26 protein-coding genes are annotated in these 23,813 nt (G+C 63.4%); 20 read left to right on the top strand and 6 right to left on the bottom strand.

Annotated elements, in window-relative coordinates:
- Positions 1 to 20: 20 nt before the first annotated feature.
- The 9 genes from NITMOv2_RS24765 to NITMOv2_RS18255 all read left to right on the top strand — a co-directional run bounded on the left by NITMOv2_RS24765 (position 21) and on the right by NITMOv2_RS18255 (position 9,324).
- Positions 21 to 407 (top strand): formylglycine-generating enzyme family protein, encoded by a 387-nt coding sequence (locus NITMOv2_RS24765; RefSeq protein WP_274519481.1) that lies wholly within the window; start codon positions 21 to 23, stop codon positions 405 to 407.
- Complete coding sequence (locus NITMOv2_RS18290; RefSeq protein ID WP_274519480.1) at positions 370 to 1,002, top strand: formylglycine-generating enzyme family protein; 633 nt, start codon at positions 370 to 372, stop codon at positions 1,000 to 1,002. The genes NITMOv2_RS24765 and NITMOv2_RS18290 overlap by 38 nt, the downstream gene beginning before the upstream one ends.
- Positions 1,003 to 1,192: 190 nt before the next feature.
- Entirely contained in the window at positions 1,193 to 1,906 is a 714-nt protein-coding gene (locus NITMOv2_RS18285) for a hypothetical protein (RefSeq protein WP_145976421.1), read from the top strand.
- 67 nt (positions 1,907 to 1,973) lie between these two features.
- The gene (locus tag NITMOv2_RS18280; RefSeq protein WP_145976420.1) at positions 1,974 to 2,459 is read left to right on the top strand and encodes a DUF4149 domain-containing protein; all 486 of its coding nucleotides are present in this window, start codon (positions 1,974 to 1,976) and stop codon (positions 2,457 to 2,459) included.
- A gap of 203 nt (positions 2,460 to 2,662) precedes the next feature.
- Entirely contained in the window at positions 2,663 to 3,130 is a 468-nt protein-coding gene (locus tag NITMOv2_RS18275; protein ID WP_053381236.1) for a cytochrome c, read from the top strand.
- Positions 3,131 to 3,290: 160 nt separating this feature from the next.
- On the top strand, positions 3,291 to 4,538 hold the full coding sequence (locus NITMOv2_RS18270; protein ID WP_053381235.1) for an NAD(P)/FAD-dependent oxidoreductase: 1,248 nt from the start codon (positions 3,291 to 3,293) through the stop codon (positions 4,536 to 4,538).
- Positions 4,539 to 4,600: 62 nt separating this feature from the next.
- Positions 4,601 to 4,789 carry a YgaP family membrane protein gene (locus NITMOv2_RS18265; RefSeq protein ID WP_053381234.1) on the top strand — a complete coding sequence of 63 codons (189 nt, stop codon included), beginning with the start codon at positions 4,601 to 4,603 and terminating at the stop codon, positions 4,787 to 4,789.
- Between the two features lie 134 nt (positions 4,790 to 4,923).
- Positions 4,924 to 5,934 carry an efflux RND transporter periplasmic adaptor subunit gene (locus NITMOv2_RS18260; RefSeq protein ID WP_187299262.1) on the top strand — a complete coding sequence of 337 codons (1,011 nt, stop codon included), beginning with the start codon at positions 4,924 to 4,926 and terminating at the stop codon, positions 5,932 to 5,934.
- 96 nt (positions 5,935 to 6,030) lie between these two features.
- On the top strand, positions 6,031 to 9,324 hold the full coding sequence (locus tag NITMOv2_RS18255) for an efflux RND transporter permease subunit (RefSeq protein WP_053381232.1): 3,294 nt from the start codon (positions 6,031 to 6,033) through the stop codon (positions 9,322 to 9,324).
- A 362-nt stretch (positions 9,325 to 9,686) separates the two neighbouring features.
- On the opposite strand, the gene NITMOv2_RS24090 is transcribed toward NITMOv2_RS18255, so the two are convergent.
- The 5 genes from NITMOv2_RS24090 to NITMOv2_RS18230 form a co-directional block, all read right to left on the bottom strand.
- On the bottom strand, positions 9,687 to 10,007 hold the full coding sequence (locus NITMOv2_RS24090; protein ID WP_053381231.1) for an RNA recognition motif domain-containing protein: 321 nt from the start codon (positions 10,005 to 10,007) through the stop codon (positions 9,687 to 9,689).
- A gap of 59 nt (positions 10,008 to 10,066) precedes the next feature.
- Positions 10,067 to 10,522 (bottom strand): hypothetical protein, encoded by a 456-nt coding sequence (locus tag NITMOv2_RS24085; RefSeq protein ID WP_053381230.1) that lies wholly within the window; start codon positions 10,520 to 10,522, stop codon positions 10,067 to 10,069.
- Between the two features lie 2 nt (positions 10,523 to 10,524).
- On the bottom strand, positions 10,525 to 11,013 hold the full coding sequence (locus NITMOv2_RS18240; protein ID WP_145976419.1) for a DNA-binding transcriptional response regulator: 489 nt from the start codon (positions 11,011 to 11,013) through the stop codon (positions 10,525 to 10,527).
- Between the two features lie 290 nt (positions 11,014 to 11,303).
- Positions 11,304 to 11,936 (bottom strand): response regulator transcription factor, encoded by a 633-nt coding sequence (locus NITMOv2_RS18235; protein WP_053381228.1) that lies wholly within the window; start codon positions 11,934 to 11,936, stop codon positions 11,304 to 11,306.
- Positions 11,933 to 13,891, bottom strand: a complete 1,959-nt coding sequence (locus NITMOv2_RS18230) for a PAS domain-containing sensor histidine kinase (RefSeq protein WP_053381227.1) — start codon at positions 13,889 to 13,891, stop codon at positions 11,933 to 11,935. The genes NITMOv2_RS18235 and NITMOv2_RS18230 overlap by 4 nt, the downstream gene beginning before the upstream one ends.
- Positions 13,892 to 14,251: 360 nt before the next feature.
- Here NITMOv2_RS18230 and NITMOv2_RS18225 point away from each other — a divergent pair, with 360 nt between their 5' ends.
- The 3 genes from NITMOv2_RS18225 to NITMOv2_RS18215 all read left to right on the top strand — a co-directional run bounded on the left by NITMOv2_RS18225 (position 14,252) and on the right by NITMOv2_RS18215 (position 17,650).
- Entirely contained in the window at positions 14,252 to 15,208 is a 957-nt protein-coding gene (locus tag NITMOv2_RS18225; RefSeq protein WP_083448173.1) for a DUF1207 domain-containing protein, read from the top strand.
- A 142-nt stretch (positions 15,209 to 15,350) separates the two neighbouring features.
- On the top strand, positions 15,351 to 17,156 hold the full coding sequence (gene ftsH / locus NITMOv2_RS18220; RefSeq protein WP_053381225.1) for an ATP-dependent zinc metalloprotease FtsH: 1,806 nt from the start codon (positions 15,351 to 15,353) through the stop codon (positions 17,154 to 17,156).
- 20 nt (positions 17,157 to 17,176) lie between these two features.
- Positions 17,177 to 17,650 carry a VIT1/CCC1 transporter family protein gene (locus NITMOv2_RS18215; RefSeq protein WP_053381224.1) on the top strand — a complete coding sequence of 158 codons (474 nt, stop codon included), beginning with the start codon at positions 17,177 to 17,179 and terminating at the stop codon, positions 17,648 to 17,650.
- On the opposite strand, the gene NITMOv2_RS18210 is transcribed toward NITMOv2_RS18215, so the two are convergent.
- Positions 17,614 to 18,111 carry a response regulator gene (locus NITMOv2_RS18210; RefSeq protein WP_053381223.1) on the bottom strand — a complete coding sequence of 166 codons (498 nt, stop codon included), beginning with the start codon at positions 18,109 to 18,111 and terminating at the stop codon, positions 17,614 to 17,616. The genes NITMOv2_RS18215 and NITMOv2_RS18210 overlap by 37 nt on opposite strands.
- A 340-nt stretch (positions 18,112 to 18,451) precedes the next feature.
- Between NITMOv2_RS18210 and NITMOv2_RS18205 the strand changes: the two genes are divergently transcribed.
- From NITMOv2_RS18205 to NITMOv2_RS18170, 8 genes are all read left to right on the top strand, one after another.
- A complete protein-coding gene (locus tag NITMOv2_RS18205; RefSeq protein WP_145976418.1) occupies positions 18,452 to 18,886 on the top strand; it encodes a cupredoxin domain-containing protein in 435 nt (144 codons plus the stop codon).
- 105 nt (positions 18,887 to 18,991) lie between these two features.
- Positions 18,992 to 19,435: a CBS domain-containing protein gene (locus NITMOv2_RS18200; protein WP_053381221.1), complete on the top strand. Its 444-nt coding sequence runs from the start codon at positions 18,992 to 18,994 to the stop codon at positions 19,433 to 19,435.
- 85 nt (positions 19,436 to 19,520) lie between these two features.
- A complete protein-coding gene (locus tag NITMOv2_RS18195) occupies positions 19,521 to 19,955 on the top strand; it encodes a DsrE family protein (protein WP_053381220.1) in 435 nt (144 codons plus the stop codon).
- 313 nt (positions 19,956 to 20,268) lie between these two features.
- Positions 20,269 to 20,628, top strand: coding sequence for a c-type cytochrome (locus tag NITMOv2_RS18190; RefSeq protein WP_187299261.1), 360 nt, complete (start codon positions 20,269 to 20,271; stop codon positions 20,626 to 20,628).
- A 118-nt stretch (positions 20,629 to 20,746) separates the two neighbouring features.
- Positions 20,747 to 20,968, top strand: coding sequence for a YgaP family membrane protein (locus NITMOv2_RS18185; RefSeq protein WP_053381218.1), 222 nt, complete (start codon positions 20,747 to 20,749; stop codon positions 20,966 to 20,968).
- Entirely contained in the window at positions 20,965 to 21,489 is a 525-nt protein-coding gene (locus NITMOv2_RS18180; RefSeq protein WP_053381217.1) for a QcrA and Rieske domain-containing protein, read from the top strand. The genes NITMOv2_RS18185 and NITMOv2_RS18180 overlap by 4 nt, the downstream gene beginning before the upstream one ends.
- A gap of 93 nt (positions 21,490 to 21,582) precedes the next feature.
- Positions 21,583 to 22,902, top strand: a complete 1,320-nt coding sequence (locus tag NITMOv2_RS18175) for a cytochrome b N-terminal domain-containing protein (protein WP_053381216.1) — start codon at positions 21,583 to 21,585, stop codon at positions 22,900 to 22,902.
- Positions 22,903 to 22,963: 61 nt separating this feature from the next.
- A complete protein-coding gene (locus NITMOv2_RS18170; RefSeq protein WP_053381215.1) occupies positions 22,964 to 23,800 on the top strand; it encodes a c-type cytochrome in 837 nt (278 codons plus the stop codon).
- Positions 23,801 to 23,813: the final 13 nt, after the last annotated feature.

Raw genomic sequence — 23,813 nt, 5'->3', positions numbered from 1 at the left:
TCAAGAAGGAGGCCACCATTGTGAAAGAGGAGGAACTACGAAGGTACCGAAAATGGGAATGGGTCATCAATGCGGTGCTCGTCATCGTGGCGCTGCTCATCATGGCGCGCATGGCTTGGGGGCTGGACACGCAGGACATCGTCGTCGAATGGACCCAGGCCGGTAAAAGGCTGGCTCAGGAACGGGCGGCGAACTGGAAAGCCAAAGACGAGATGGTGTTGGTGCCGGCCGGCGGGTTCCTCATGGGCAGCGACAAGAAAACGGACCGCAACGCCTACCGGTCGGAGTTGCCCCAGCGGCGTATCTATGTCGATGCCTTTGAGATCGACACATATGAAGTGACCAATCTCCAGTATCTCAAGTTCATCCTTGCGACCGGTCGTAAGCCCCAATGCGACCGGTCGTAAGCCCCAATTGGATTGGCGGTATGACGGCGGCAACTTCCAGGACACGATGGCCCACCATCCGATCATGCACGTGTCCTGGTATGACGCCGACGCCTACTGCACGTGGGCGGGCAAACGGCTGCCGACGGAGGCGGAGTGGGAGAAGGCCGCGCGGGGTGAAGATGGACGGCTCTTTCCGTGGGGCAGTGAGTCCGCCGGCCTGACGCGGGCGAACTTCGGGCGGACGGGTCTGTCCGGGCCGGTGCGCGATCGCCCCGAACGGCTGCTGCTCTATCCGCCGCTGATTTCCGTCGATAAGTACGAGAACGCGGTGAGCCCCTACGGGCTGTATCAGACGATCGGCAACGTCGCCGAGTGGGTCGCCGATTGGTACGACCAGGATTATTACAAGACTGCGCCGGACCGGAATCCAAAGGGGCCGGAGACCGGCACCCAGAAAGCCTTTCGCGGCGGCGGTTGGATGGACAGCACCACCACCATGCGGGTGGTCATGCGGAACGGGACCGATCCCCACACGAAGATCAACTGGCTGGGCTTCCGCTGCGCGAAATCAGTCAACAGTCAATTGTCAATGGTCATCAGGGCCGACAGATAGCCATTCGTCAATGGTCGACGGTCACTGCTCGATGATCTCATGTGCAAGGACCAATGACTATTGACCAATGACCCGTTCACCATGATTCGTTTATTCACCATGCTGATGTCTCGGGCCGGCGAGCGCAAATCAGCACAACGCTCGCAGGAAGGGCCGTGCTCCGCGACGAGCACCCAAGGAGGGGGACATCATGCAGGTTCGGGCAAGGAGGGGCAGGAGCATTGGAGCCAAGTGTGCCGCCGTTGCGATCGTGCTGGCGCTCGGTGTCTGTGGTGTGTGGCCGGCTTCGGCTGAAGAAACCGGCAACATGGTGGTGTTCAAGGGCGGGTTCATGCGCCTGGACAGTGATCGTTCCAACGCGTTGTTCACCGATGCGAGGAATCCGCTCGGCGAGGGCCTAAACAACAGTCAGGGAGGATGGTATGTCGGCGCCTGGCTGGATCAAGGCCTGACAAAAGACGCTTGGGGCTTGCTGAAGGGGACATGGGTTGTCGGCGAGATCGGATTGCAGTTCAATCGCATCTCGTCCAAGGTCGTCACGAACACCAACAACATCGGGGTTGGGACGAGTCCTCCCGCAGGCCTTCAAGTGACCTCGACGAACCCTTCCTTGCAGCAATTGACCATGGTGACCATCGACATCGCTCCCAAGTTGAAGTTCATGGAAGGCAGCGCCTTCCGGCCTTGGCTGATTCCCGTGGGGCTCGACATCCATGTCATCAGCCCGCCGTCCAATCAGACACAGTATCTGGACGTCGGCGTGCAATTCGGCGCCGGCTTCGAGTATGCCGTCTGGAAAGCCATCAGGCTGGGCATGGACGCGCGGTACCATGTGACGGCCAACATGACGAACACGACGAACAGCTACATGCAGGTCGGCCCCTACGTCGGCATTGCGTTCTGAGTGAAACTGGCGCGCCGAGTTTGGCTCGGCGCGCCCTTCCCTCTGGTTGATCGGATCCGACCGTCTCGTGTCTTTTTTCCACCTCCTGCTGCTCTGGCTTCACCTGATCGCCGCGATCACCTGGATCGGCGGCATGGTGTTTCTCTCGGCGGTGCTGGCGCCGCTCGTGCGGCAGCGGAAAGCGGCGCCGGAGTTCATGGCCCTGTTTCGCACCGCGGCGCTGCGGTTCCGGCTCGTCGTTTACGGAGCCATCGCGCTGTTGCTGGGCACAGGCCCGCTGCTGCTCCACGAGCGGGGCTTGTCGCTGTTCGATCCCCACCGATGGCCTACCGTGCTGCGCGTCAAGCTCGGGTTGGTCGTGGTGCTGCTGATCCTGACCGTCGTGCATGATCTGATTCTTGGACCGAGGATGAGGACCATCAGCGCCATCTCGGACGCGGCGAGATCGCCATGGGAGCGAACTCTCATGCGTACCTCCGCCTGGCTGCCCCGCCTTTCCCTACTTGTCGCGTTGGCCGTCCTCTGGGCCGCCGCCGCTCTAGCCCGGTCATAATTCGATGACCACTGAGGCCTTCTGCAACAGATCGTCCTGAGGCGCTGTCGCAAGGCTCCCCTCTCTGGCGTCTGGCGAATCAGAGGCCCTTTGCCGAACTCCTGAACTTTCTAGAAGAATCGTATGAGCCGCAAAAACCGGTCAGGCGGTTTCCTCCTTGCACTCACTGTCGAGGACCGGAAAATGCAGGAGGATTGAACACGATGAAACGCGGCTTGTGCATCATAGCGCTCGCCCTATGGGTCGTCACGCTGGTGACCGCCGGATGGTTCTTCGTGACGGGATGGACGACGCGGGGTACCGACGGTCGGACGGAAATCCTGCTTGCCCCGGCAGAGCGGGATCAGATCCTGGCGGAGATGCGCCAGCTCTTGAAGGCGGTGGACGGGGTGGTGAGAGGACTCGGTGACCCGCAGCCGGATCGAACGACGATGGAACAGGCGGCTAGAGCGGCCGGCATGGCGATGGCGGCGGATACCAGCCCGGCCATCATGGCGAAGCTGCCGCTTCCGTTCAAGCAAATGGGGATGTCGATCCACAAGGATATGGACGCGTTGGCCGATGCGGTCGTGCAGCAGGAGACGCCGCAGCAGATCCTTCAGCGGCTGTCGAGCATGACGGTCCGGTGCACGACTTGCCACGACCTGTATCGATTCGGAGCGGGGCGATAGAGCGTCAGCCTTCGGCGATCAGCCGCCGGCTTGAAACGAGAACTATTGGCAGTAGGCGAATCCTCTGTGCACGCGTAGGCTCAAATGAGCCGAGCGAAGGAGTCCGCTCTTATCAATGGCGGAGAGCTGAGCCGAGAGTGACTGATCATAAGGAGGGGGTATGGCACGCATTGCGATCATCGGCGCGTCGATCGGCGGCTTGCCGGCGGCGTATGAAGCGCGGGCGCTGTTGGACAAGAAGCACAAGGTGACGGTCATCTCGAATGTGGATTACTTCCACTTCGTGCCGTCGAATCCCTGGGTGGCGGTCGGCTGGCGGAAACGGAAGGACATCAGCTTTGCGTTGGGTCCGGTGCTGGAGAAAAAAGGGATCGAGTTCGTTCATGCGGCGGCGACGCGCATCGAACCGGAGCAGAACCGCGTCATCACGGCCAAGGGCGAGGTGCCGTACGACTATCTCATCATCGCCACCGGTCCCAAGCTGAACTTCGGCGCCGTGCCGGGATTGGGCCCGAGCGGCTATACGCAGTCGGTCTGTACGGTGGATCATGCCGAGCAGGCCTGGGGCACGTATCAAAGCTTTCTCAAGGATCCGGGGCCGATCGTCGTCGGCGCCGCGCAAGGTGCGTCCTGTTTCGGACCGGCCTACGAGATGGCGTTCATCCTCGATGCCGATTTGCGCAAGAAGAAACTCCGCAGGAAAGTGCCCATCTACTTCGTGACGCCCGAGCCCTACATCGGCCATATGGGATTGGCCGGAGTCGGCAAGTCGCGCCGCTTGATGGAGGACGAGTTCGCCGAACATTCCATCAAGCCGATCCATAATGTCTCGATCAAGGAAGTGCAGCCGGGCAAGATGCTGCTCGAAGACGGGCAGGAAGTGCCGTTCCGCTATTCGATGATCATCCCGCCGTTCGCCGGCGTCGACGCGGTGGCCGGAACGCAAGGGCTGTGCAACCCGAAAGGATTCGTCAACATCGACAGCTATCAGGCCAATCCGAAGTACCCGAACATCTACGCGGTGGGGGTATGCGTGGCGATTCCGCCGGTGGAACAGACGCCGATTCCGACCGGCGCGCCGAAGACCGGCTATATGATCGAATCGATGGTGTCGGCGGCGGTCCACAATATCAAGGCCGACATCGAGAACAACGAGAAGAAGGACACGGCCACCTGGAATGCGATCTGTCTGGCCGACATGGGCGACACCGGCATGGCCTTCGTGGCCCTGCCCCAGATGGCGCCGCGCAACGTGACCTGGGCCAAGAAGGGCAAGTGGGTGCATCTGGCCAAGATCGCCCTCGAAAAGTATTTCCTGCTCAAGATGAAGAAGGGGGTCAGCGAGCCGTTCTTCGAGAAGGCGATTCTCAACGCGATGGGGATCAATAAGCTTGAGAAACAGGCGTGATTCGCCGGGAGAATCCTTTCCCTCGGCCTTGTCTCACATGGGTCGAAGAAAGGAGAGGACCCATGAGACTCAATGAACTGTTGCGGTTGATTGCCGGCGTATTCGTGCTGCTGGCGCTGTTCCTCGGCGCCGCGGTGCATCCCTATTGGAACTACTTCGCCGCGTTCGTCGCGGTGAACTTGATCCAATCGGCCTTCACCGGCTGGTGTCCGATGATGGCGCTGTTGCGGAAGTTGGGAGTACAGGAATAGAGGCGCTTGCAAAAGGCCAAGGCGTGGGCCAAGGTTGTCGCCGCCGGCTTCAACCCGGACCTCAGCGGCGGCCTTTTTCTATGGTGCAACGACGATCCAACAGGACAGGCTTACCGTGGTTGGTGGCGGTGACGGTGCTCCTTCTCACAGCGGGATGCGGGTCGAAGGAGGAGCCGGCCACCCCGCCTGTCTCGGCCGCGCCGCAGACCGGCATCCAAGCGGCGGTCATGGAGATCAAGGCCTCGGAGGTGCCGATCCGCGTCGAAGTGACCGGGCAGGTGGCCGCCGTGTACCAAGCCGTGCTGTCCAGCCGCGTTCAGGGGACCATCGACAAGCTGTGGGTCCGCGAGGGCGCCCAGGTTGCCAAAGGACAAAAGCTCATCGAGCTGGATAACCGGGATCTCGAGGCGGAACTCGCGCGCGCCGCCGCCGAGGTCGACAATGCCAGGGCGCACCTCGACCGCATGAGCACCTTGTATAAGCAGGACGCCGTGTCGAAGCAGGAAATGGAGAACGCCACGCGAGGCTTCAAGGTCGCGGAAGCCGCCCGCAAAGCCGTGCTGGCTCAGCTGAGCTATACCATCGTCAAAGCTCCCTTCGACGGGGTCATCACCGAGAAAAAAGTGGAAGAGGGCGAGCTGGCCTCGCCGGGCCAGCCCCTGCTGAAAATGGAAGATCCCAGCCGGCTGCGGCTGGAAGCGACGGTTGCGGAAGGCGATCTCAAGGCGGTCTCCCGCGGCGATAAGATTCCGGTGACCATCGATGCCCTGGGCGGGCAGGTCCTCAGCGGCGTGGTGAGCCAGATTCTGCCAGCCGGCGATCCGCAAACCCATACGTTTACCGTCAAGGTCGATTTGCCGCGCACGCCCGGCTTGAAAACGGGCATGTTCGGGCGGCTGCAGCTGGATAAAGGCACCAGCCGGACGATCGTGCTGCCCTCCTCGGCCGTGGTGGAGCGAGGCGAGCTGACCAGCGTCTTTGTCGTGGGGTCCGACCGCATCGCCCGCCTGCGATGGGTCAAGACCGGCCGCCGGCTCGACGGACGCATCGAGATTCTCTCCGGACTCAACGAGGGCGAGCGGGTCCTGACCGACGCAGTCCGCGGTGCGGACGGCGCGGTGGTACAGGTGGTCAATGGCCAATAGTAAGAGGTCTATCTCGTCTGTCCGGTCTATTTGGTCTATATGGTGGTTGATTCATCAATCGTTCCCCCCTCACCTTTTCCTCTCCCCCAATGACCAATGACTTCCAACCCTCCATATCGCCCCGGCCTGTCCGGCCGCATCGCCGCCCTCTTCATCGGCAGCAAGCTGACGCCGCTGATCATGCTGGGCGCGCTGCTGCTCGGCCTGTTCGCCGTGCTGATCACCCCGCGTGAAGAAGAGCCGCAGATCATCGTCCCCATGGCCGATGTCTGGTTGCCTTTTCCCGGTGCAGCGGCCAAAGTCGTCGAAGAGCAGCTGACCAAGCCGTTCGAGCGGAAGATCTCCGAGATCAAGGGCGTAGAGTACGTCTACTCCATCTCGCGGCCCGGCGGTGCATTGATCATCGTCCGCTTCTACGTCGGCCAGCCGATGGAAGCGAGCCTCGTCGATCTGTACGACAAGCTCATGTCCAACCAGGATCTTCTCCCGCCGGGAGCCGCTCCGTTTCTCGTCAAGCCGAAAGACGTGAACGACGTGCCCATCGTGACCCTCACGCTCTCCAGCGGGCGCTATGGCGAGTTTGAGCTCCATCAGCTCGCCGAGCAGGTGTTGGAAGAAGTGAAGAAGGTGCCCGGCACGTCGGCCGGCTTCATCGTCGGCGGCCGGACCAGGGAGTTGCGGGTGCAGATCGATCCGGCAAGGCTGAAAGCGTACGGGTTGACACCGCTACAAGTCGGTGCCGTCATTCAAGGAGAAAACCAGGCGCTCCCGACCGGTCGGTTCGAAAGCCGCAACCAAAGTTTCCTCGTCGAAACCGGCCGGTTCATCCGCTCGAAGGAGGACGTGGAATCGCTGGTCGTCGGCGTCAGCGACCAACGGCCGGTGTATCTCCGCCAGGTGGCCGAGGTGATGGACGGACCCGCCGAAGCGGCGAGCTATGTCTGGCACGGCGAAGGGCAAGGGTCAAGCGGGGTAAGGGGTAACGGGGTAGAGTGGCCCGCCGTCACCGTCGCCATTGCCAAACAGGCCGGCACCAATGCCGTCACGGTGGCCGACGGAGTGATTCGAAAAGTCGAGGACATGAAAGGCCTGGCCGTTCCGGGCGACGTGCGCGTGACCGTGACGAGGAACTACGGCGAAACCGCGCAGGAGAAAGCCAACGAGCTGTTATGGCACCTGCTGGTCGCCATCCTGGCGGTGGTGGCCTTTCTGGGGATCGCCCTCGGCCCCCGTCCGGCTTTCGTCGTGTCCATCGCCATCCCCCTGACGTTGGCCCTCACGCTTTTTACCTCGATGCTGATCGGCTACACGATCAACCGCGTCACGCTGTTTGCGCTCATCTTTTCCATCGGCATTCTGGTGGACGACGCGATCGTCGTGGTGGAGAACACCTACCGGCATTTGACGATGCGGCGGCGGCCGCATGACGAAGCGGCGATCCGAGCGGTGGACGAAGTCGGCAACCCGACCATCCTGGCGACCTTCACCGTCATCGCGGCGCTGCTCCCGATGGCCTTCGTCTCCGGTCTGATGGGACCCTACATGCGGCCGATCCCGGTGAACGCCTCCATCGCGATGTTCTTCTCCCTGCTCGTGGCCTTCGTGGTCATCCCCTGGTTCTGCCGGACCTGTTATCGGGCCGGGACGATTATGAAAGGCGCCGATCATGAAGCGAACGAGCAAGGGGGGGCGGCGCGGTGGTATCGCCGGCTCTTGTCGCCGCTGCTGGCGCATCCGATTCTGGCCTCGGCGTTTCTCGGCGTGGTCGCGCTCCTGCTGGCAGTGTCGGCGCTCTTATTCTATACGCGCCACGTCGTCGTGAAGATGCTGCCCTTCGACAACAAGAGCGAGGTCCAGCTCGTCATCGACATGCCCGAAGGCACCACGTTGGAAGAAACGGCCCGCGTGACCCAGGCGCTCGGGCGCTATGTGGCGACCGTGCCGGAGGTCCGCGATTATCAGGCCTATGTCGGCACGGCCTCACCGTTCAACTTCAACGGATTGGTCCGGCACTATTATCTCCGCGACCAGCCGCATGAAGCGGACATGCAGATCAATCTCCTGCCGAAAGACGAGCGCTCCGCTCAGAGCCATGAGATCGCCAAGCGGCTGCGTCCGGAGGTCACCGAGATCGGCCGCCGGCACGGCGCCAACGTGAAGATCGTCGAGGTGCCGCCGGGCCCGCCGGTGCAGTCGGTGTTGGTGGCGGAAGTGTATGGGCCGGACTATGCCAAACAGATCGCCGTCGCGCGGGATGTGCGGAAGCTCTTCGAGGCGACGCCGGGCGTCGTCGACGTGGACGATTACATCGAAGCCGATCAGGTGAAATATGTGTTTACCGTGGACCGGGCCAAGGCGGCGCTGGCCGGCATTCCCTCCGAGGACATCGTCCGGACGCTCCGCATGGCGGTGCAAGGTACGCCGGTCGGCTTGGTCCACATTCCACAAGAAAAGAGCTCCGTCCCAATCATGCTCCGCCTTCCACTCGCGGAGCGCACCGGGCTCGAGCACATCGGCGAAATCGGCCTGCGGACCAACACCGGCGGCATCGTGCAGTTGTCGGAACTGCTCACGGTCGAACAGACGATCCAGGACAAGGCCATCTATCACAAGAATCAAAAGCCCGTGGTCTACGTCGTGGGCGATGTCGGCGGGCCGGGAGCCGAGCAGGCCGAAAGCCCGGTCTACGGGGTCTTGGGGGCCGGCCGGCAACTGGAGCACTACCGCCCGCCGGAAGGCTACCGGGTGGAACAATATTATGCGGCGCAGCCTTGGTCGGAAGAGCGCGTGAGCCTCAAATGGGACGGTGAATGGCAGATCACCTATGAGACATTCCGCGACATGGGCCTCGCGTTCGCCGTCGCGATGCTGCTCATCTATCTGCTCATCGTCGGGCAGTTCCAGTCGTTCCTGACGCCGCTCGTCATCATGGCGCCGATCCCGCTCACGCTCATCGGCATCCTGCCCGGGCACTGGCTCACCGCGTCGTATTTTACGGCGACCTCGATGATCGGCTTTATCGCGCTGGCGGGAATCATCGTCCGTAACTCGATTTTGCTGGTGGATTTCATTCAACTCGAAGAGTTGGCCGGCGTCCCGCTGCGCGAAGCGGTCATCAAAGCCGGCGTGATCCGGACCAGGCCCATCTTACTCACCGCCGCGGCCCTGATGGTCGGCGCCTTCGTGATCATCCTCGACCCCATTTTTCAGGGGCTCGCCGTGTCGCTGCTCTTCGGCGTCGGGGCGTCGACCTTACTGACGCTCGTCGTCATCCCGGTGCTCTATTACCATGTCATCGGCGCGCATCCGACAGCAGCGCCGTCCTGCACGGCCTCTCGGGACGAACAAGCCGCTCTGCAGCCGACCGAACCGGTCTCTACTTCCTTCTAGAGCTCACTGCACAGGGAATTATCCGGCCTGCCGCGCGGCACGCCGCGCGGGAAGAGCCATGCACCTGGGGTAATTGGCGGCATCCGCCCGGGAGGAAGTTGCCCCCAAATGCCCCATCGTTCGTCCGGTACGCTGCCGGGCGACATGAAAACCCAGGTGGAAGAGGAAGCCGGCCGGCGCGGGAGCGGCGGCCGTATGAACCTCGGTCGCGCGCGGCCGTCTGGTGGCGGCGGTTGTTCGTGATGACCCGCAAGGAAATGATCCAGCTGTTTCGCGATCTGCCGATCGTGCTGTTCTTCGTCTATTCCTTCACTCTGGCAAGAAGGAGTTGGTGGAGACGCTGCGTGGCGACGAGCCTTCACCTAGAACGGCAGACAGGACGAGCCGGTCGTGCGCCGGGTCCCGTCTCCGTCCGGAGGCCCGCCGACCGGTTCGCTGCCGCCGGCCGAACCGCCCTCCACTTTCAGCACCGAAATCGTGCGGCCTTGGAAGCGTGATCGGTTGAGCGTCCGTTCGGCTTCGCCGGCGGCCCGGTCCGGCGTCATATCGACAAACGCGTAGCGGACCGCCGTGGCGTTGTCGCGGAGGTCGACCCGCTCGACGGCTCCGAACGGCGCGAGAAGGGCGACGAGATCTTGGGGGCGTACCGTGGCTGGCAGCCCGTCGACAAATACTCGGGACATGGAACGTCTCCTTTCAAGCGTGAGGATGCCGAAGTCCGGCCGCGCGCTCACCGGGCGCCTCACGTGCTCGTGACGCCGTGTGGCTCTCTGTCCTGCCGAACGGACGGTTTCAGGGTCCTCCGTGTCGGTGCATACAGATCGGATGAGCGTTGCCGGGCGATCAAGAGAAGAACGCGATCGCGGCATTCCTGCGATGTGCGGAGGGTGAACCCTCTGACGACGACCGTGTCCGGCGGGTCGCTCCTCCACGAGCGGCTGATCACCCGCTCCTGTTCGCCCGCGGCCGAGCGCTCCCGCTTCTGCGCGAGCAGTTCCGAAGCGAGCTGCACGATCGGCGGCGGCATCGCGAGCGGACGCTGCCTCTGCTCCGGATACCACTCCTGCAGCAACTCCAGCGCTCGGCTGTTGATGTGCAGAACGGCGAGGGAGGTGGAGAGCACGATGATGCCCGTATCCCGAGTCCCCGTCACGGGACGCCCGGTCACGCCGGCCGATTGAGACTCCATGGGCGTCATGGCTACGCTTCCATCACGTGTTCGTACGGCTGCCGCGATTGCCCGGCGCCGTCCGCCATCGCACTCGGCCGGTCGTTCCGAAGCGTCGCGCCCTCCGCCAACCGGCGTTCGGCGCGCAGCAGATTGCCGATCTCCGCGAAGGCCGCCGTCTTGGTCACACACCGGCGTGCCGTGCGCCGGATGAGGACCGGAACCACGGCGTCGCGCGCCTGATCCACTACTGCGATGACCGGGACGCGCGGGCAGCGCGCGTTGAGGCGCAGCAGAGTCTTCACGGCGGCAATCGAGGGATGCGGGTTCACCGACCCAATGCCCACCACCAAGGCCTGCGGAAGCACGTCGCCCAGCTCCGTCAGCGCGGCGTCGAGCGAGCGGACGAGCACCGGCTGATACCCGTCGGCCGCCAGCCAATCGGCGAGCCGGATCCCATAGTCCCAATCCTCTTCCACGATCATGACGCGGGTCCGTCCGCCTGCGTGTCGCGTTCTCATCGGCCTTCCCTCCTGCTGGTCGTCTGGAATCCGTTTTGGGGTTTACGGGTGTCGTGTGAGGAGGAGATATATCGGGATACGAGGGTCGGCACTATCGAAGAATGTAGGATTCGCCTGTCGAATGTCGCCCAGCGCGCTGTCCTCATTCCGACGACAGCCTAGATCTGTTTGGACCAAGGGAATGTAGCGATTGAGTGATTGGGTGAAGTGGTGAAGTGCCGGACAGTCCGGGATCGAAGGAATTCTCAGCCCGCCACTTCGTACTTCACCTCATCATCACATGTGACTTGCTAGAGGGAGAGGCGGTGTTCGATCGCATAGCGCGTCAGCTCGGCCGTCGTTTTGAGGCGCATCTTTTCAAGGATGCGGGAGCGGTAGGTGCTGATGGTCGTCACGCTGAGGTGGGTGGATTCCGCGATCTCTCCGACCGTCTTGCCGGTGCCGAAGAGGCACAGGACTTCGTACTCGCGGTCAGATAAGGTTTCGTGCGGAGGACGTTCCACGTTGGTTCGGACCGAGAGGGCCAAGGTTTCGCCGAGCGAGGAGCTGACGTACTTTCCGCCCCCGCGGACCTTCTGAATCGCTTTGACCAGCTCTTCCGGCGCCATGGCCTTCGTGATGTAGGCGTCGGCGCCGGCCTTGAACATCCGAATGGCGTACTGTTCTTCGGGATGCTGGCTCAGGATGACGACCGGCAGGGCCGGGAACTCCTGTTTCACCTGCTTCAGCGCCGCCAATCCCGTCATGCCCGGCATGGTGATGTCCATGATGAGGAGATCCCATGGCTTGCGGCGCAGCAGCTCCAGCATCTGGTGGAAGTCGCCGGCCTCGCCCGTGCGCGCGCCCGTCAACCCGCGGCTCAGCAGCTCGCGCACGCCGAGCCGGAACAGCGGAAAATCGTCGGCGATCAGGATACGCATCATCGGGAGCCCTCGCTCGGATCTGGCGGCAGCCGCGGCAGCGTCGCGACCACGACCGTGCCCCGCCCCGGCGTCCCTTGTATCGACAGCTCCCCGCCGAACCGCGCCAAGCGTTCCCGCATGCCCAACAAACCCAGCGACTGGCGTGCGGCGATCTTTTCTTCCGGAATGCCGACGCCGTTGTCGGCCGCTTCGAGCCGCACGCCGTCGTCGGTGCGGTCCAACCGCACGGTGGCCGCGGTGGCGCGGGCATGGCGCGCGATGTTCGTGAGCGCTTCCTGGCAGATCCGAAAGAGCGCCGTGGCCTGCTCCGGCTCCAGCGCGATCTCTTCCGAACCGGCGGTGAAGGTGCAGACGATCTTCGTCCGATTCTGGAAGTCCTGGCATTGCCAGTCGATGGCGGCGACGAGCCCCAAATCGTCGAGGATCGCGGGCCGCAATTCGCTGACCAGCCGGTGGACGGCGGCGATCGTCTCCTCGACTTGGACGACCATCCCGCGCATGCGATCCGTCATCTGGGTGCGGGGGGCGGACTCCGCCAGCGCTTGCGCGCTGGAAAGCAACGAAGCCAAATCGATCTTCATGCAGGACAACCGCACGCCCAACTCGTCATGGAGCTCCCGAGCGATGCGCGTTCGCTCCTCTTCCTGCACCGTGGCGAGGCGCCCGCTCAACAGCCGGACTTCCTCCATGCGTTCCCGCAGCCGCTGCTCCGACCGGCGCAGCCGCTCTTCGGCCGCTTTGCGCTCCGTAATATCTCGGGCCACCGCCTGAAAGCCCACGACCTGACCGCCTTCCTCCAGCAGCTGCACGTGCTGACCGATCCACACCTCGCTCCCGTCCTTCGCGACGACCGGCAACTCATGATAGGTGTTCCGCCGCTTGCGGACGAATTGCCGGCCGTAGAAGCGTTCGGCTTCGTCGCGCCGATCCGGCCGGATCAACTCCGTGAAACGCCGCCCCAGCAACTCGTCCTCGGTATATTGCGTAATGCGCGTCGCGGTGGGATTCACCAGGGTGAGGCGTCCTATCGGGTCCGTCCGATACAGGATATCGTTCGCCTGCATGACCAGCAAGCGGTATTGTTCGTCTTTGGCGCGAAGTGCATCCTGAGCCCGCCGGTTCCGCTCCGCATGCTCGGCCACGGTTCGTTCGTGCAGGAGGAGCAGCTGTTCGAGGGTTTCCGCCTTGGATTCCCAGGGCGAAGGCCGGTGCTGGACGCGGATGACCGTGCGGCTCGGCTCCGGCCGGCTGAACGGCAGGAGCGCCAGTTTGGCGCTGAGGGCCAAGGGTCTGAACAGCTCGGCCGTCTCGCGCGTGATCGGCACGTTTGTAAAGAGCACCACGACGAAGAATTCCTGCGGCGCGAGGACGGCGCCGAATCCCAACACCGACTCGACGCCGTACGGCATGACGAACTCGTCCTGAACCGGCACGTAAGGACTCCCGTGGGCCACGGGGACGTAAAAGACATTGAAGGTGCTGTCCGGCGCCTCGATGAGGATGTCGGCGCTGTTCGGCGGGTCGGGCGTAAATCCCACGCCCAGTTGCTTGAGCAGTTGCGAGAACATGGGAAACTGCGCGACGAACCCGCGGCCGGCCAGGGGGATGGCGCGATAGTGCCGGGATTGCTCGCGTGCGTTCCATTCGGGCCGCGCGCCGGCTGTCCCCATGAGTGCGAGGCAGAGCAGGTCAGGCGACGGCGGCGTTCCGCCGAGCAGGTCGCGGACCCGCTCCTGCGCCCCCGGGTCCAGCTCCCGGTAGGGCCGTGTGAGGAAGCAGCGGACGAGCGCGCATTGCGGCCTCCCGCTGCGGCGGTCACCCAGGTGCCGGTAGAGATAGTCGGCCATCCGTTGCGCCGCGTCTTCCGCAGACGCCGCGGCGGCGCCCTCTTGCCGCAGCGCCGCGGCACATTCGGTCATCTCCAAGATCGAAAACGATTCGAGGGAATAGAGCACAATGCTTCTCCTGCGAACCGCCGCACGCGCGCGGCAATCCGACGGCGCCTCTGCTTCGGTCCTCCCGGCTGAACGGGCCCTTCCCTTGCCAGCAAGAATGAGACCCGGTCGCATGGCGCTAACCACCGGATCCGAAACGGCCGGTCTAGGGGAACCAGAAGTGGCGGTGTCCAAAAGAAGGGTCGGGAGGACAAACATGATCGAAGCGAGGATCCGATTGCGTACCTCCACCTAAGTCAGAGGCCAAAGTCTACGGCATGTCGACGGGCGGATCAACCCCGGCTGATCAGCCGGGGTTGATCCGGCTGTTCGGCCGGTCACCTTGCAAACTCCACCGTCAGAACCGTAGTCTACCGCGCCATGCAGACGGATCGGACGGCCCTAGGGAGCTCGCGAGTCGCGCTGGGGGTTGCGGTGCTGTTGGTGCTCGCCTTCACCTCGACACCCCCGGTGATCGCGGAGGAGAAGCCGGATCCGAAGCCGGTTCCCGTGGATTGCCGCTATGCGCATGCCGAGGTGGAGGACGCGGCGGCCGTGGTGTTTCCCGTCGACGACGTCTTCCGCCCGCTCATCGCCGATCCCAAGCAGCCGCAGTTTTTTGCGACGTGGCAATTCGCGCGCGCGCGCACCGAGGGGACGGCGGCCAATGTGGGTTCCGTTGCGCTGGGCGAGAACTTCGGCCTGTACACGAAACGCGAAGGCTGCAACGGGTGGCAGTTCGGCCTGCTGACGGGCGTGTTTTCCCAGTTCAACATGGATGCGCCGTCCACCGAGCTGATCAATACGGACTTCGTCGTCGGCTTTCCCGTCACCTGGCGGTCCGGCGACTGGTCCACCAGGGTGCGGTACTTTCACCAGAGCAGCCACGTCGGCGATGAGTTTCTCCTGGGCCGCGCCGGCTTCAACCGGCTGAATTTCAGCTACGAAGAAATCGAGGCGATCGTCTCCTACGACTACCGCCGGCTGCGCGTCTATGCGGGCGGCGGCTACCTCATGCACCGCGAACCGGCGTCGTTCGACCGCAATCGGGCGCAGTGGGGGTTCGAAGCGCGCGGGCCGACCACGCGTTCGCGGGTCCTCGGCGCGTTCTACGACCAATTGCTCGTGACGCCGGTGCTGGCGGCCGACTTCAAGTCCATCGAGGAGCTGCATTGGATCATCAACACGAACGTCGTCGCCGGCCTGGAATGGTCGCGCGCCGGCGCGTTCCGGCGCTTCCGCATTCTGGTGAACTACTATCACGGCTTCAATCCCTACGGGCAGTTCTTCGCGCAGAAGGTCGAATCGGTGGGGGCGGGACTCTATTTCATGTTCTAGAGCGCCACCCCCCTCCCGTATGTGGCTTGCTCCACGCTCACTCTTCAATGTTAAATGTCACTGTCGGTCTCTTGTTCCCACTGGCTGTAATCGATCGTTGCACATTCAGCATTAAACATGGCCTGAAGGCGGGGGCTCAGCCGTGAACAAGAAGGTCTCTTTTTCCATCTGGTACGTCTTGCTCGCCATCTGGGCGGTGATTCTCATCCACGACTTCGTCGTGGCCGTGCAGAAGGTGGAGGAGCTGCCCTACAGCGAGTTCAAGACGCTGGTGTCCGACGGACGGGTGGCGGAAGTGGCCGTGAGCGGGCAGACGCTCACGGGCAAACTGAAGCCGGCGGAGGACGCCAAGGAGGGCAGGCTCTTTTCGACCGTCCGGGTGGAAGATCCCGAGCTGGTCCGCGACCTCCAGCAGCACGGGGTGAAATTTACCGGCGTCATCGAGAGCACGTTCTGGCGGGACCTCCTGTCGTGGGTGGTGCCCGCCCTGGTCTTCGTCGGGATCTGGTTCTTTCTGATCCAACGATTGGGGCAGCAGGCTCAAGGCGGCTTCATGCGGGTGGGCCAATCCAAGGCCAAGATCTACATGGAGCAGGACGTCAAAGTGACCTTCGCCGACGTGGCCGGGGTGGACGAAGCGAAAGACGAGCTTCGGGAGATCATCGAGTTTCTGAAGACGCCGGAAAAATTCACCAAGCTGGGCGGCAAAATCCCGAAAGGCATCCTGCTCGTCGGCCCGCCGGGGACGGGCAAGACCCTGCTGGCGCGCGCCGTCGCCGGCGAAGCGGGCGTGCCGTTCTTCAGCATCAGCGGCTCGGAGTTCGTGGAGATGTTCGTGGGCGTCGGCGCGGCGCGGGTCCGCGATCTGTTCGAGCAAGCCAAGGGCAAAGCCCCCTGCATCATTTTCATCGATGAGCTGGACGCCTTGGGCAAGGCGCGCGGCATGGGACCGATGGCCCACGAGGAGCGCGAACAGACCTTGAACCAACTGCTGGTCGAGATGGACGGGTTCGATCCGCGCATCGGCGTCATTCTCATGGCCGCGACCAACCGGCCGGAAATTCTGGACCCCGCGCTGTTGCGCGCCGGCCGGTTCGATCGGCACGTGCTGGTGGACCGGCCCGACAAAAAAGGTCGCCTGGCGATTCTCCGCGTGCATGCCAAGCATGTGGCGCTCGCGCCCGACGCCGATCTGGACATGGTCGCGGGGATGACGCCCGGGTTTTCCGGCGCGGACCTCGCGAACGTCATCAACGAAGCGGCATTGCTCGCCGTGCGCCGGGGGAAGGATCAGGTCGGCTCGTCCGAGCTGCAGGAGGCGGTGGAGCGGGTGATCGCCGGCCTGGAAAAGAAGAACCGCGTGCTCAACAAGATGGAGAAAGAGCGGGTGGCCTACCATGAGACGGGGCACGCGGTGGTGGCGCTCTCGCTGCCGGGCTCCGATCCGGTGCAGAAGATCTCGATCATCCCGCGCGGGATCGCCGCGCTCGGCTACACGCTGCAGCTGCCGACGGAAGACCGCTTTCTCATGACGAAGTCGGAGCTGGAAAACAAGATCGCCGTGCTGCTGGGCGGGCGGATCGCCGAAGAGCTGATGTTCGGCGAAGCGTCCACCGGGGCGCAGAACGATCTGGTCAAAGCCACGGACATCGCCAAAAGCATGGTGAAGGCCTACGGCATGAGCGAGAAGCTCGGCACGATCACCTTGGAGCGGGAGCGGCAGCCGCAGTTCGTGCAGATTCAGCCCCCGCAGGAAAAGGGCGATTATTCGGAAGAGACGGCGCGCGAAGTGGACTGCGAAGTCCGGCGGATCATCGATGAGCAGTATGCCCGGGTCAGCCGTCTCCTGGCGGAGAAGAAGGCGGCGGTGATCGAAGGCGCGCAGCGATTGCTGGCCAGCGAGACGATCAGCGGCACCGAACTGAAAGCCATTCTCGACAAGACCTGACCGCGCGCCCGCCGGAGCCCATGAAACCCTCGATCAAGACGGGAGTGAGCTTCGGGTTGACGTCGGGGGTGATCACGACGCTCGGCTTGTTGGTCGGGCTGCACGCCGGCACGCAATCGCGGGCCGCGGTCCTGGGCGGCATTCTGACGATCGCGGTGGCCGACGCCCTCTCGGATGCGCTCGGCATCCACATCACCGAAGAAGCACACAACCGCGGCTCGACCCACGTCTGGGAATCCACCGCCGCGACCTTCGCCGTGAAATTCCTCAGCGCCGCGTCGTTCGCCCTGCCGGTGCTCCTGTTTCCGTTGGCGCAGGCGGTGACGCTCAGCATCCTGTGGGGCCTGGGGCTGCTCGCCCTCTTCAGCTGGCTCATGGCCCGGTCGCAGCGGCTCTCGCCGTGGATGATCGTCGGCGAGCACCTGCTGATCGCGCTCGCCGTGATCGCGGCGACCTACTATGTGGGCCGATGGGTCGGCGGCGCCGCAGGGTGATGAGGGGGCCTGCGCGCGGCGAGGATCGCCGCGTGGAGCCGCTCCGCCGCCTCGGCTTTGGAGAGGCAGTCCGCCGCGCCGGCGTCCCACATGTCCGCTTCCATCGCCGGAGTCCAATGGACCGTGAGACCGATCACGACGGGCGCCGGCATCTGGCGCCGGATGCGCCGGGTCGCCTCGACGCCGTCGAGCCGCGGCAGCCGCACATCCATAAGGACGACGTCCGGCTGAAGCCGGTTGGCGAGCGTGACGGCTTCTTCGCCGCTGGCCGCTTCGCCGATGACGGCCATGTCCGGGTGGTCTTCCACCAGCGACCGTAGACAGGCCCGCATGGCGGCATGATCATCCACAATCAACACACGATGCACCGGTCCTTCGACCGCCACCGGCTGGGAGGCGGCGTGTGTGTGATCGCCCGTCGATCGACGGGCCGATGAGGAGAGGACAAGGTGGTCTTCCATACGGCTCCTTTCCAAACCGCATCTGCTTCTGCGGTTCGCCGACGGGATGAGTCCCGGGAGGGTAATTACTAAGCAGGAAAAGTGCCATCGACTTCCGGCTGCGACGGGGTGCAGGACGACTCGTGATCCGGAGCCGAGTTGCGACGATGCGCCGCGCGATCGGCGCCGGTACGCCGGCGAAGAATGACGCGTTTTGCCTCCGCGGCCCTGTAGAAAGTGGAGGCGCCCCGCTACACCCTTCGAAAGCCTAGGGAACACCCTAGTGGCCTTTCAGCGCCTGGGATGTCGATATGGAATGGATCGGTGCGAGCGATGCGTATCCAACGAAATGGAGTGAGACATGCGTCTGAGGTTCCCGTCGCGCGGTGGGATGTGGGGTGTGAGTCTGTCTCTGGGGCTGCTCGCGGGAGCGGAGGCGCGCGTGTCCGCCATCGAACCGGAGGAGCAACGCGTCGAAATCACGATCCAGGACGCGACGTTTCTGAAAACCAAGACGATGCCGATTCGCGCGGAGCTGCCTCTGGTCATCGTCATTCATAACGACGACAATATCCGGCACGGCTTTACGTCTCCGATGTTGAAAGGATTGGCGGTGGAAGGCGAAGGCGAAGGGATCGACTTCTACGGCCGGGGCATCGACGGCGTCCACATCGGGCCCGGGAAGACGGTGTCGTTGCGCTTGATCGTGCCGCATCAAGGCAGCTTTCCGTTCCACTGCGATCTGCATTCGGACATGCAGGGAGAAGTGTACCTGCTCGACGTGCCGGTGGCGTAGTAAAAATTTGTAATGTCGCGATTTGGTGAATCGGTGAAGTGAAGACCCCGATCCGCTCCTTCGCCAAATCACCAAATCGTCCTTTGTACTTTGCAAGGAGGTTCCATGCCCACTCAAACCATGCCCGGCGTACCGGCCGGCGGATTGAAGACGATCGGACAGATCCATCCCACCAACGACCTGGTGTTTCGCAAGGGCCAGAACGCGCTCGGGATCGCCGTTGAGTTGCTCACATCGCATACCCCGGGGGCGCCCGTCGTGGACGAGCAGAACGTGTTCATCGGCTTCGTCAGCGAATTCGATATCCTCCGCGCGCTCCAGGCCCAGCGTGATCTCAGCCGGTTGCGGGCCGAAGACATTATGGCGAACGATCGCATCGCCGTGACCGAGTCCACCACGATCGAAGAAGCCGTGAAGCTGATGGAGGAAAAGCGCCTCCTGAATCTCCCCGTCGTCCGGAACGGGACGGTGGGCTATTCGATCACACGGCACGATCTCCTGCGGGCCTGGATCGGCTTGGGCGTCGATATTGAAAACGCCGGCTCCTGACGCGCTCCGCTCGGTCCTGCCGCAGGCTGGCATCCCGGCGTCCGGTATGGGATAGTTCGACATTCCATATCTGAGGAGGTCGAACATGATCGAGCGGATGGTACTGGGAGTCCTGCTGGCGGCGGTGCTTCCATCCTCCGGATCTGCCATCGCAGAGTCTGACGCGGTGACGCGTCATCGTATCGTCATGCATGTCAACTCCGGAGACGAACAGGTCCAGCGGGGCGTCTTAAGCAACATTCGCAATCTCTATCAGGAGCTGGGACGAGAGCGGCTGGCGCTCGAAGTGGTCGCCCACGGCGCCGGCTTGAACCTCCTGACGAAGAATAAGACGGCATTCGGCGGGGATCTGGCCAAGCTGCACGCCGAGTTCGGTGTGCAGTACACGGCCTGTTCCAACACGATGAAAGCCCTGCGCCTCACGCGAAGCGACCTCATCGAGGGGGTGGGCGATACCGTGCCCGCCATGGTGCGCCTCATGGAACGGCAGGAGCAGGGCTGGGCCTACATCAAGCCGTGACGTGCAATGGTGATTTGATGATCTGGTGATTTGGTCAAGTAAACCCCCTCAGAATGGACTCAGTGGGTTGTTTCGATCGTCCAATCGCCGAATCAAGAAGTTCCTCGTCACGGAAGTCCTCACTGTCGCATCCTGCGCCACTTCCATAAATTCCCTATGGCGCATTTCTCGCCACTTCCCGGCGCCGTTCCGGCCGCTCAGAAAACGAAGAGGGTAACTCCTTGTGTCACAAGATAAATTTATCAACCCCATCATGGCATTCCGCTCGCAACGTCCTCACAATGTCGTTGATGACACACGTATGGAGAAATCGATGAGAGAAGTCGTGATCGGCATTGGGTTGGCGGTTTGTGCTGCGGGCACGATACTCACCATGGCGCCGATCGCCGCGAGAGGCGATGCGTCCGCAGGCGATGCGCGAAAGGGCAAGGTCCTCTTCGTCAAGTACTGTACGGGTTGCCACGGGACGGGCGGACAGGGAGACGGCTACCGTCTGTTGGGCCCGAGGCCGGCGGATCTGACCGGGCCCTCCACCGCCGCGCGGTCGGATGCCGAATTGCTGAAGACGATTCACGAAGGGAAGCCCAACATGCCCGCGTGGCGGTTTCGGTTCTCCGATGAGGAGGGCCGCGACGTGCTGGCCTACGTGCGGACGCTCGGCCGCCACGAATAGTTCGAAGTTTGAGGTTCGATGTCCGTGTGGAGGAGAGGGAGCGGTGAATCCCTTACCGCCGGCATGTCTCAAAGGGGAAAGGACGTGTCCGTAAGGGCACATCGCAAGGAGGCGCGTTATGACCTGTAATGTGGGGGGCATCGAGCGGCCGATTCGCATGGTGGTCGGGATTATCCTCATCGGCATCGGAGCGTTCGGAGGGCTGCCGGTCGGCGGGATGGCCGCGGCGCTGATCGTCGGCACGGTCGCGCTCGTCACCGGGGCGATCGGCTTCTGCCCGGCGTGGGCGCTCTTCGGCATCAATACCTGTGCGGCGAAGGATGTGAAGCGTGAAACGTGAAGCGTGAAGCGCTGCAACAAACGCCGGAGGGGCGCCGGGGATTTTTCCGCCGCATGACGGCGTTCGCCGTCTCTGTCATCGGTCTTGGACTGGCGGTTCCACTGGCCGGCTATGTCGTCTCGCCGGCTCTGAAACGGCGGGAAGGCCAGTGGACCGACATCGGCCCGGTGGACCGCCTGCCGGACGGAGAACCCGCGCAGTTGGAGTATGTGACGACGGCGCGCGACGGCTACATGGAATCGCGCATTCGGAAGGCCGTGTGGGCGGTCAAACAGGGCGAGGGCGGCGTCACCGTGTATGCACCCATGTGCACGCATCTGGGCTGCGGCTATACCTGGGATCCGGTGGACCGTCGCTTCGAATGCCCCTGTCACTTGAGCAAATTTTCGATCTCCGGGGAAGTCCTGGGCGGTCCAGCGCCGCGTCCCCTCGATCGGTTGCCCAGCAAGGTCGAGAACGGGCGATTGCTGATCGTCTACAAGGAATTCAAAGCGGGTCTGCCGCGACAGGTGGAACTGTGAAGCGGTCTGTCTCGTCTATTCAGTCTATCCGGTCTGTCTGGTCAGGAGACGAGACAGACCGGATAGACCAGGCACCAGATAGACATTTTTGAGATGCCGTCCCGATTCTACACCTGGCTCGACAGCCGTCTGCGGCTCCAGCCGGTTCAAGAAACACTGCTGGACGAGCCGATCCCCGGCGGGGCCAGTTGGATCTACGTGTTCGGCTCCGCCACGTTGTTTTTGTTCGTCCTGCAGGCGATCACCGGCATGTTTTTGGCGGTCTACTACGCGCCGACGCCGGATCACGCGTACGACAGCATTCAGTTCATCGAGCAGCACGTCGCGTTCGGCGGCTTCGTGCGGGGCCTGCATCATTGGGGCGCGTCGGCGATGGTCGTCGCGATCGGGCTCCACATGCTGCAGACGTTTCTTTACGGCGCCTACAAGCCGCCGCGCGAGCTGATGTGGATGGTGGGCGTCGGGCTGTTCCTGCTGGTCATGGCCTTCGCGTTCACCGGATACTTGCTGCCGTGGGATCAAACCGCCTACTGGGCGACGCAGATCGGCATCAACATGGTGGGCACGATCCCGCTCGTCGGCGAGTTTCTGATGCGCGTCATGCGGGGCGGCGACCAGTTGGGGGCCTTGACGTTGTCGCGCTTCTTCGCGGTGCACGTGCTGTTCCTCCCCGCGTCGCTGGTGCTGCTCGTGGCGGCCCACCTCTTCATCCTGCGCCGGGTGGGGCCGGCGGGCCCGTGGACCGACCGGCGCGCGGAGTTGCGGCAGGAGCCGTTCTACCCGCGCCAAGTCTACATGGACGCGGTCGTGATGCTGGGCGTCTTTCTGATCGTCGCGGCGCTGGCTGTCGCCGTCCCGCTGCCGTTGACCGATAAGGCGGACCCTTCCGACACGAGCTTCGTGCCGGTCCCCGAATGGTACTTTCTCTTCTACTACGAATTGCTGAAGTACGTGCACGGCCCGCTCGAACCGCTGGCGACCTGGGTGCTGCCGCTGCTGGTCGTGCTCATCATGTTGTTGTGGCCCTTCATCGATCAAAATCCGTCCCGCCATCCGGTCAAGCGCCCGATCGCCCTGTCGGCGGGGGCGCTGTTCCTGCTGGTCGTCTTTTCCCTGCTCGGGGTTTCCATTTCCAGCCTCTACGCGGTGCCGCGGGTGGATCCGGCGGTGGCGCGCGGCAAGGCGCTCTATGCGCAATTCGGCTGCGCCGGCTGCCATCGCATTCACGGCGAAGGGGGGGCGGTCGCCCCGGACTTGTCGTTCGTCGGCGACACCAGGCCGGATCGCGAGTGGCACCTGAAGCATTTCCGCGATCCGCAATCCGTCTCGCCGGGTTCGTTCATGCCGAAGTTCCCGCTGGACGATCAGCAACTGAACGACCTGACGAGCTATATGCTGAGTTTGAAGAAGTGACGAGCGACGCGTGAGGAGTAATCTGGCGAGAAGGTCGGACTTATCGCAAGGGTGGGGCATCATGCGACGAATCGTTGTCTGGCTCCTCTTCGGCACGCTGACCGGCTGCGCGGGATCGCAGGAGACGCCTGAGCCGCCGCCACGCCTGACGGCCTCGAAGCCTGCCTCGCTCGATGCCCTGTTTCTCCCTCCGTCTCCCGATTCCATTCCCGGCGATCTCCGCGGCGAACAGATTCGGCTCGGCTACGAGATCGTGGCGCGCACGCAGGACTACGGGAAGCCCTATGTGGGCAATGCGTTGAATTGCACCAACTGCCATCTCGACGCCGGCTTGAATCCGAACGCCGCCTCGTTCGTCGGCCTGGCGAAACTCTATCCCGAGTATCGCGCCCGCGCCGGCCGTCGAATGAGCCTGGCCGATCGGATCAACGAATGTTTCGAGCGCAGCCTGAACGGCAAACCGCTGCCGCCGGACAGCTCCAAGCTGCAGGCGGTCGTGGCCTACATCGAGTGGCTGTCGCAGAACGTGCCGCGTGAAAGCGACGTGCCGTGGCGCGGCATTCCGCGTCTCGCGCCTTCCCGCCCGCCGGCTGCGGCGAACGGGAAGCAGGTCTACGCGGCGAAATGCGCGCTCTGCCATGGAATGGACGGCCAGGGGACGATGGCGGCGCCGCCGGTGTGGGGCCCGCGCTCGTACAACATCGCCGCTGGCATGGCGCGCGTGAGTGTGGCGGCTTCGTTCATCAAGGCCAATATGCCGCGCGGATGGGGCTGGTCGATCACGGACGACGAGGCGTTCGACGTCGCGGCGTACATCAATCAACAGCCGCGCCCGGACTTTCCCGACAAACAGCGCGACTGGCCGAACGGCGGCAAGCCGGCGGATGCGCCGTACTGAGAGGTTGAATGGT

The sequence above is a fragment of the Nitrospira moscoviensis genome, from assembly GCF_001273775.1.
In the GTDB taxonomy this organism is placed as follows: Bacteria; Nitrospirota; Nitrospiria; order Nitrospirales; family Nitrospiraceae; genus Nitrospira_D; species Nitrospira_D moscoviensis.
Note: the sequence above shows the minus strand (reverse complement) of the source record. Positions and strands in the feature narration are given on the sequence as shown.

Excerpts from the sequence above, each read along its gene's own strand:
- NITMOv2_RS18285 (WP_145976421.1), top strand. The coding sequence starts at position 1,193 with ATGCAGGTTCGGGCAAGGAGGGGCAGGAGCATTGGAGCCAAGTGTGCC.
- NITMOv2_RS18275 (WP_053381236.1), top strand. The coding sequence starts at position 2,663 with ATGAAACGCGGCTTGTGCATCATAGCGCTCGCCCTATGGGTCGTCACG.
- NITMOv2_RS18270 (WP_053381235.1), top strand. The coding sequence starts at position 3,291 with ATGGCACGCATTGCGATCATCGGCGCGTCGATCGGCGGCTTGCCGGCG.
- NITMOv2_RS18265 (WP_053381234.1), top strand. The coding sequence starts at position 4,601 with ATGAGACTCAATGAACTGTTGCGGTTGATTGCCGGCGTATTCGTGCTG.
- NITMOv2_RS18255 (WP_053381232.1), top strand. The coding sequence starts at position 6,031 with ATGACTTCCAACCCTCCATATCGCCCCGGCCTGTCCGGCCGCATCGCC.
- NITMOv2_RS24090 (WP_053381231.1), bottom strand. The coding sequence starts at position 10,007 with ATGTCCCGAGTATTTGTCGACGGGCTGCCAGCCACGGTACGCCCCCAA.
- NITMOv2_RS24085 (WP_053381230.1), bottom strand. The coding sequence starts at position 10,522 with ATGACGCCCATGGAGTCTCAATCGGCCGGCGTGACCGGGCGTCCCGTG.
- NITMOv2_RS18240 (WP_145976419.1), bottom strand. The coding sequence starts at position 11,013 with ATGAGAACGCGACACGCAGGCGGACGGACCCGCGTCATGATCGTGGAA.
- NITMOv2_RS18235 (WP_053381228.1), bottom strand. The coding sequence starts at position 11,936 with ATGATGCGTATCCTGATCGCCGACGATTTTCCGCTGTTCCGGCTCGGC.
- NITMOv2_RS18225 (WP_083448173.1), top strand. The coding sequence starts at position 14,252 with ATGCAGACGGATCGGACGGCCCTAGGGAGCTCGCGAGTCGCGCTGGGG.
- NITMOv2_RS18215 (WP_053381224.1), top strand. The coding sequence starts at position 17,177 with ATGAAACCCTCGATCAAGACGGGAGTGAGCTTCGGGTTGACGTCGGGG.
- NITMOv2_RS18210 (WP_053381223.1), bottom strand. The coding sequence starts at position 18,111 with ATGGAAGACCACCTTGTCCTCTCCTCATCGGCCCGTCGATCGACGGGC.
- NITMOv2_RS18205 (WP_145976418.1), top strand. The coding sequence starts at position 18,452 with ATGCGTCTGAGGTTCCCGTCGCGCGGTGGGATGTGGGGTGTGAGTCTG.
- NITMOv2_RS18200 (WP_053381221.1), top strand. The coding sequence starts at position 18,992 with ATGCCCACTCAAACCATGCCCGGCGTACCGGCCGGCGGATTGAAGACG.
- NITMOv2_RS18195 (WP_053381220.1), top strand. The coding sequence starts at position 19,521 with ATGATCGAGCGGATGGTACTGGGAGTCCTGCTGGCGGCGGTGCTTCCA.
- NITMOv2_RS18190 (WP_187299261.1), top strand. The coding sequence starts at position 20,269 with ATGAGAGAAGTCGTGATCGGCATTGGGTTGGCGGTTTGTGCTGCGGGC.
- NITMOv2_RS18185 (WP_053381218.1), top strand. The coding sequence starts at position 20,747 with ATGACCTGTAATGTGGGGGGCATCGAGCGGCCGATTCGCATGGTGGTC.
- NITMOv2_RS18175 (WP_053381216.1), top strand. The coding sequence starts at position 21,583 with ATGCCGTCCCGATTCTACACCTGGCTCGACAGCCGTCTGCGGCTCCAG.
- NITMOv2_RS18170 (WP_053381215.1), top strand. The coding sequence starts at position 22,964 with ATGCGACGAATCGTTGTCTGGCTCCTCTTCGGCACGCTGACCGGCTGC.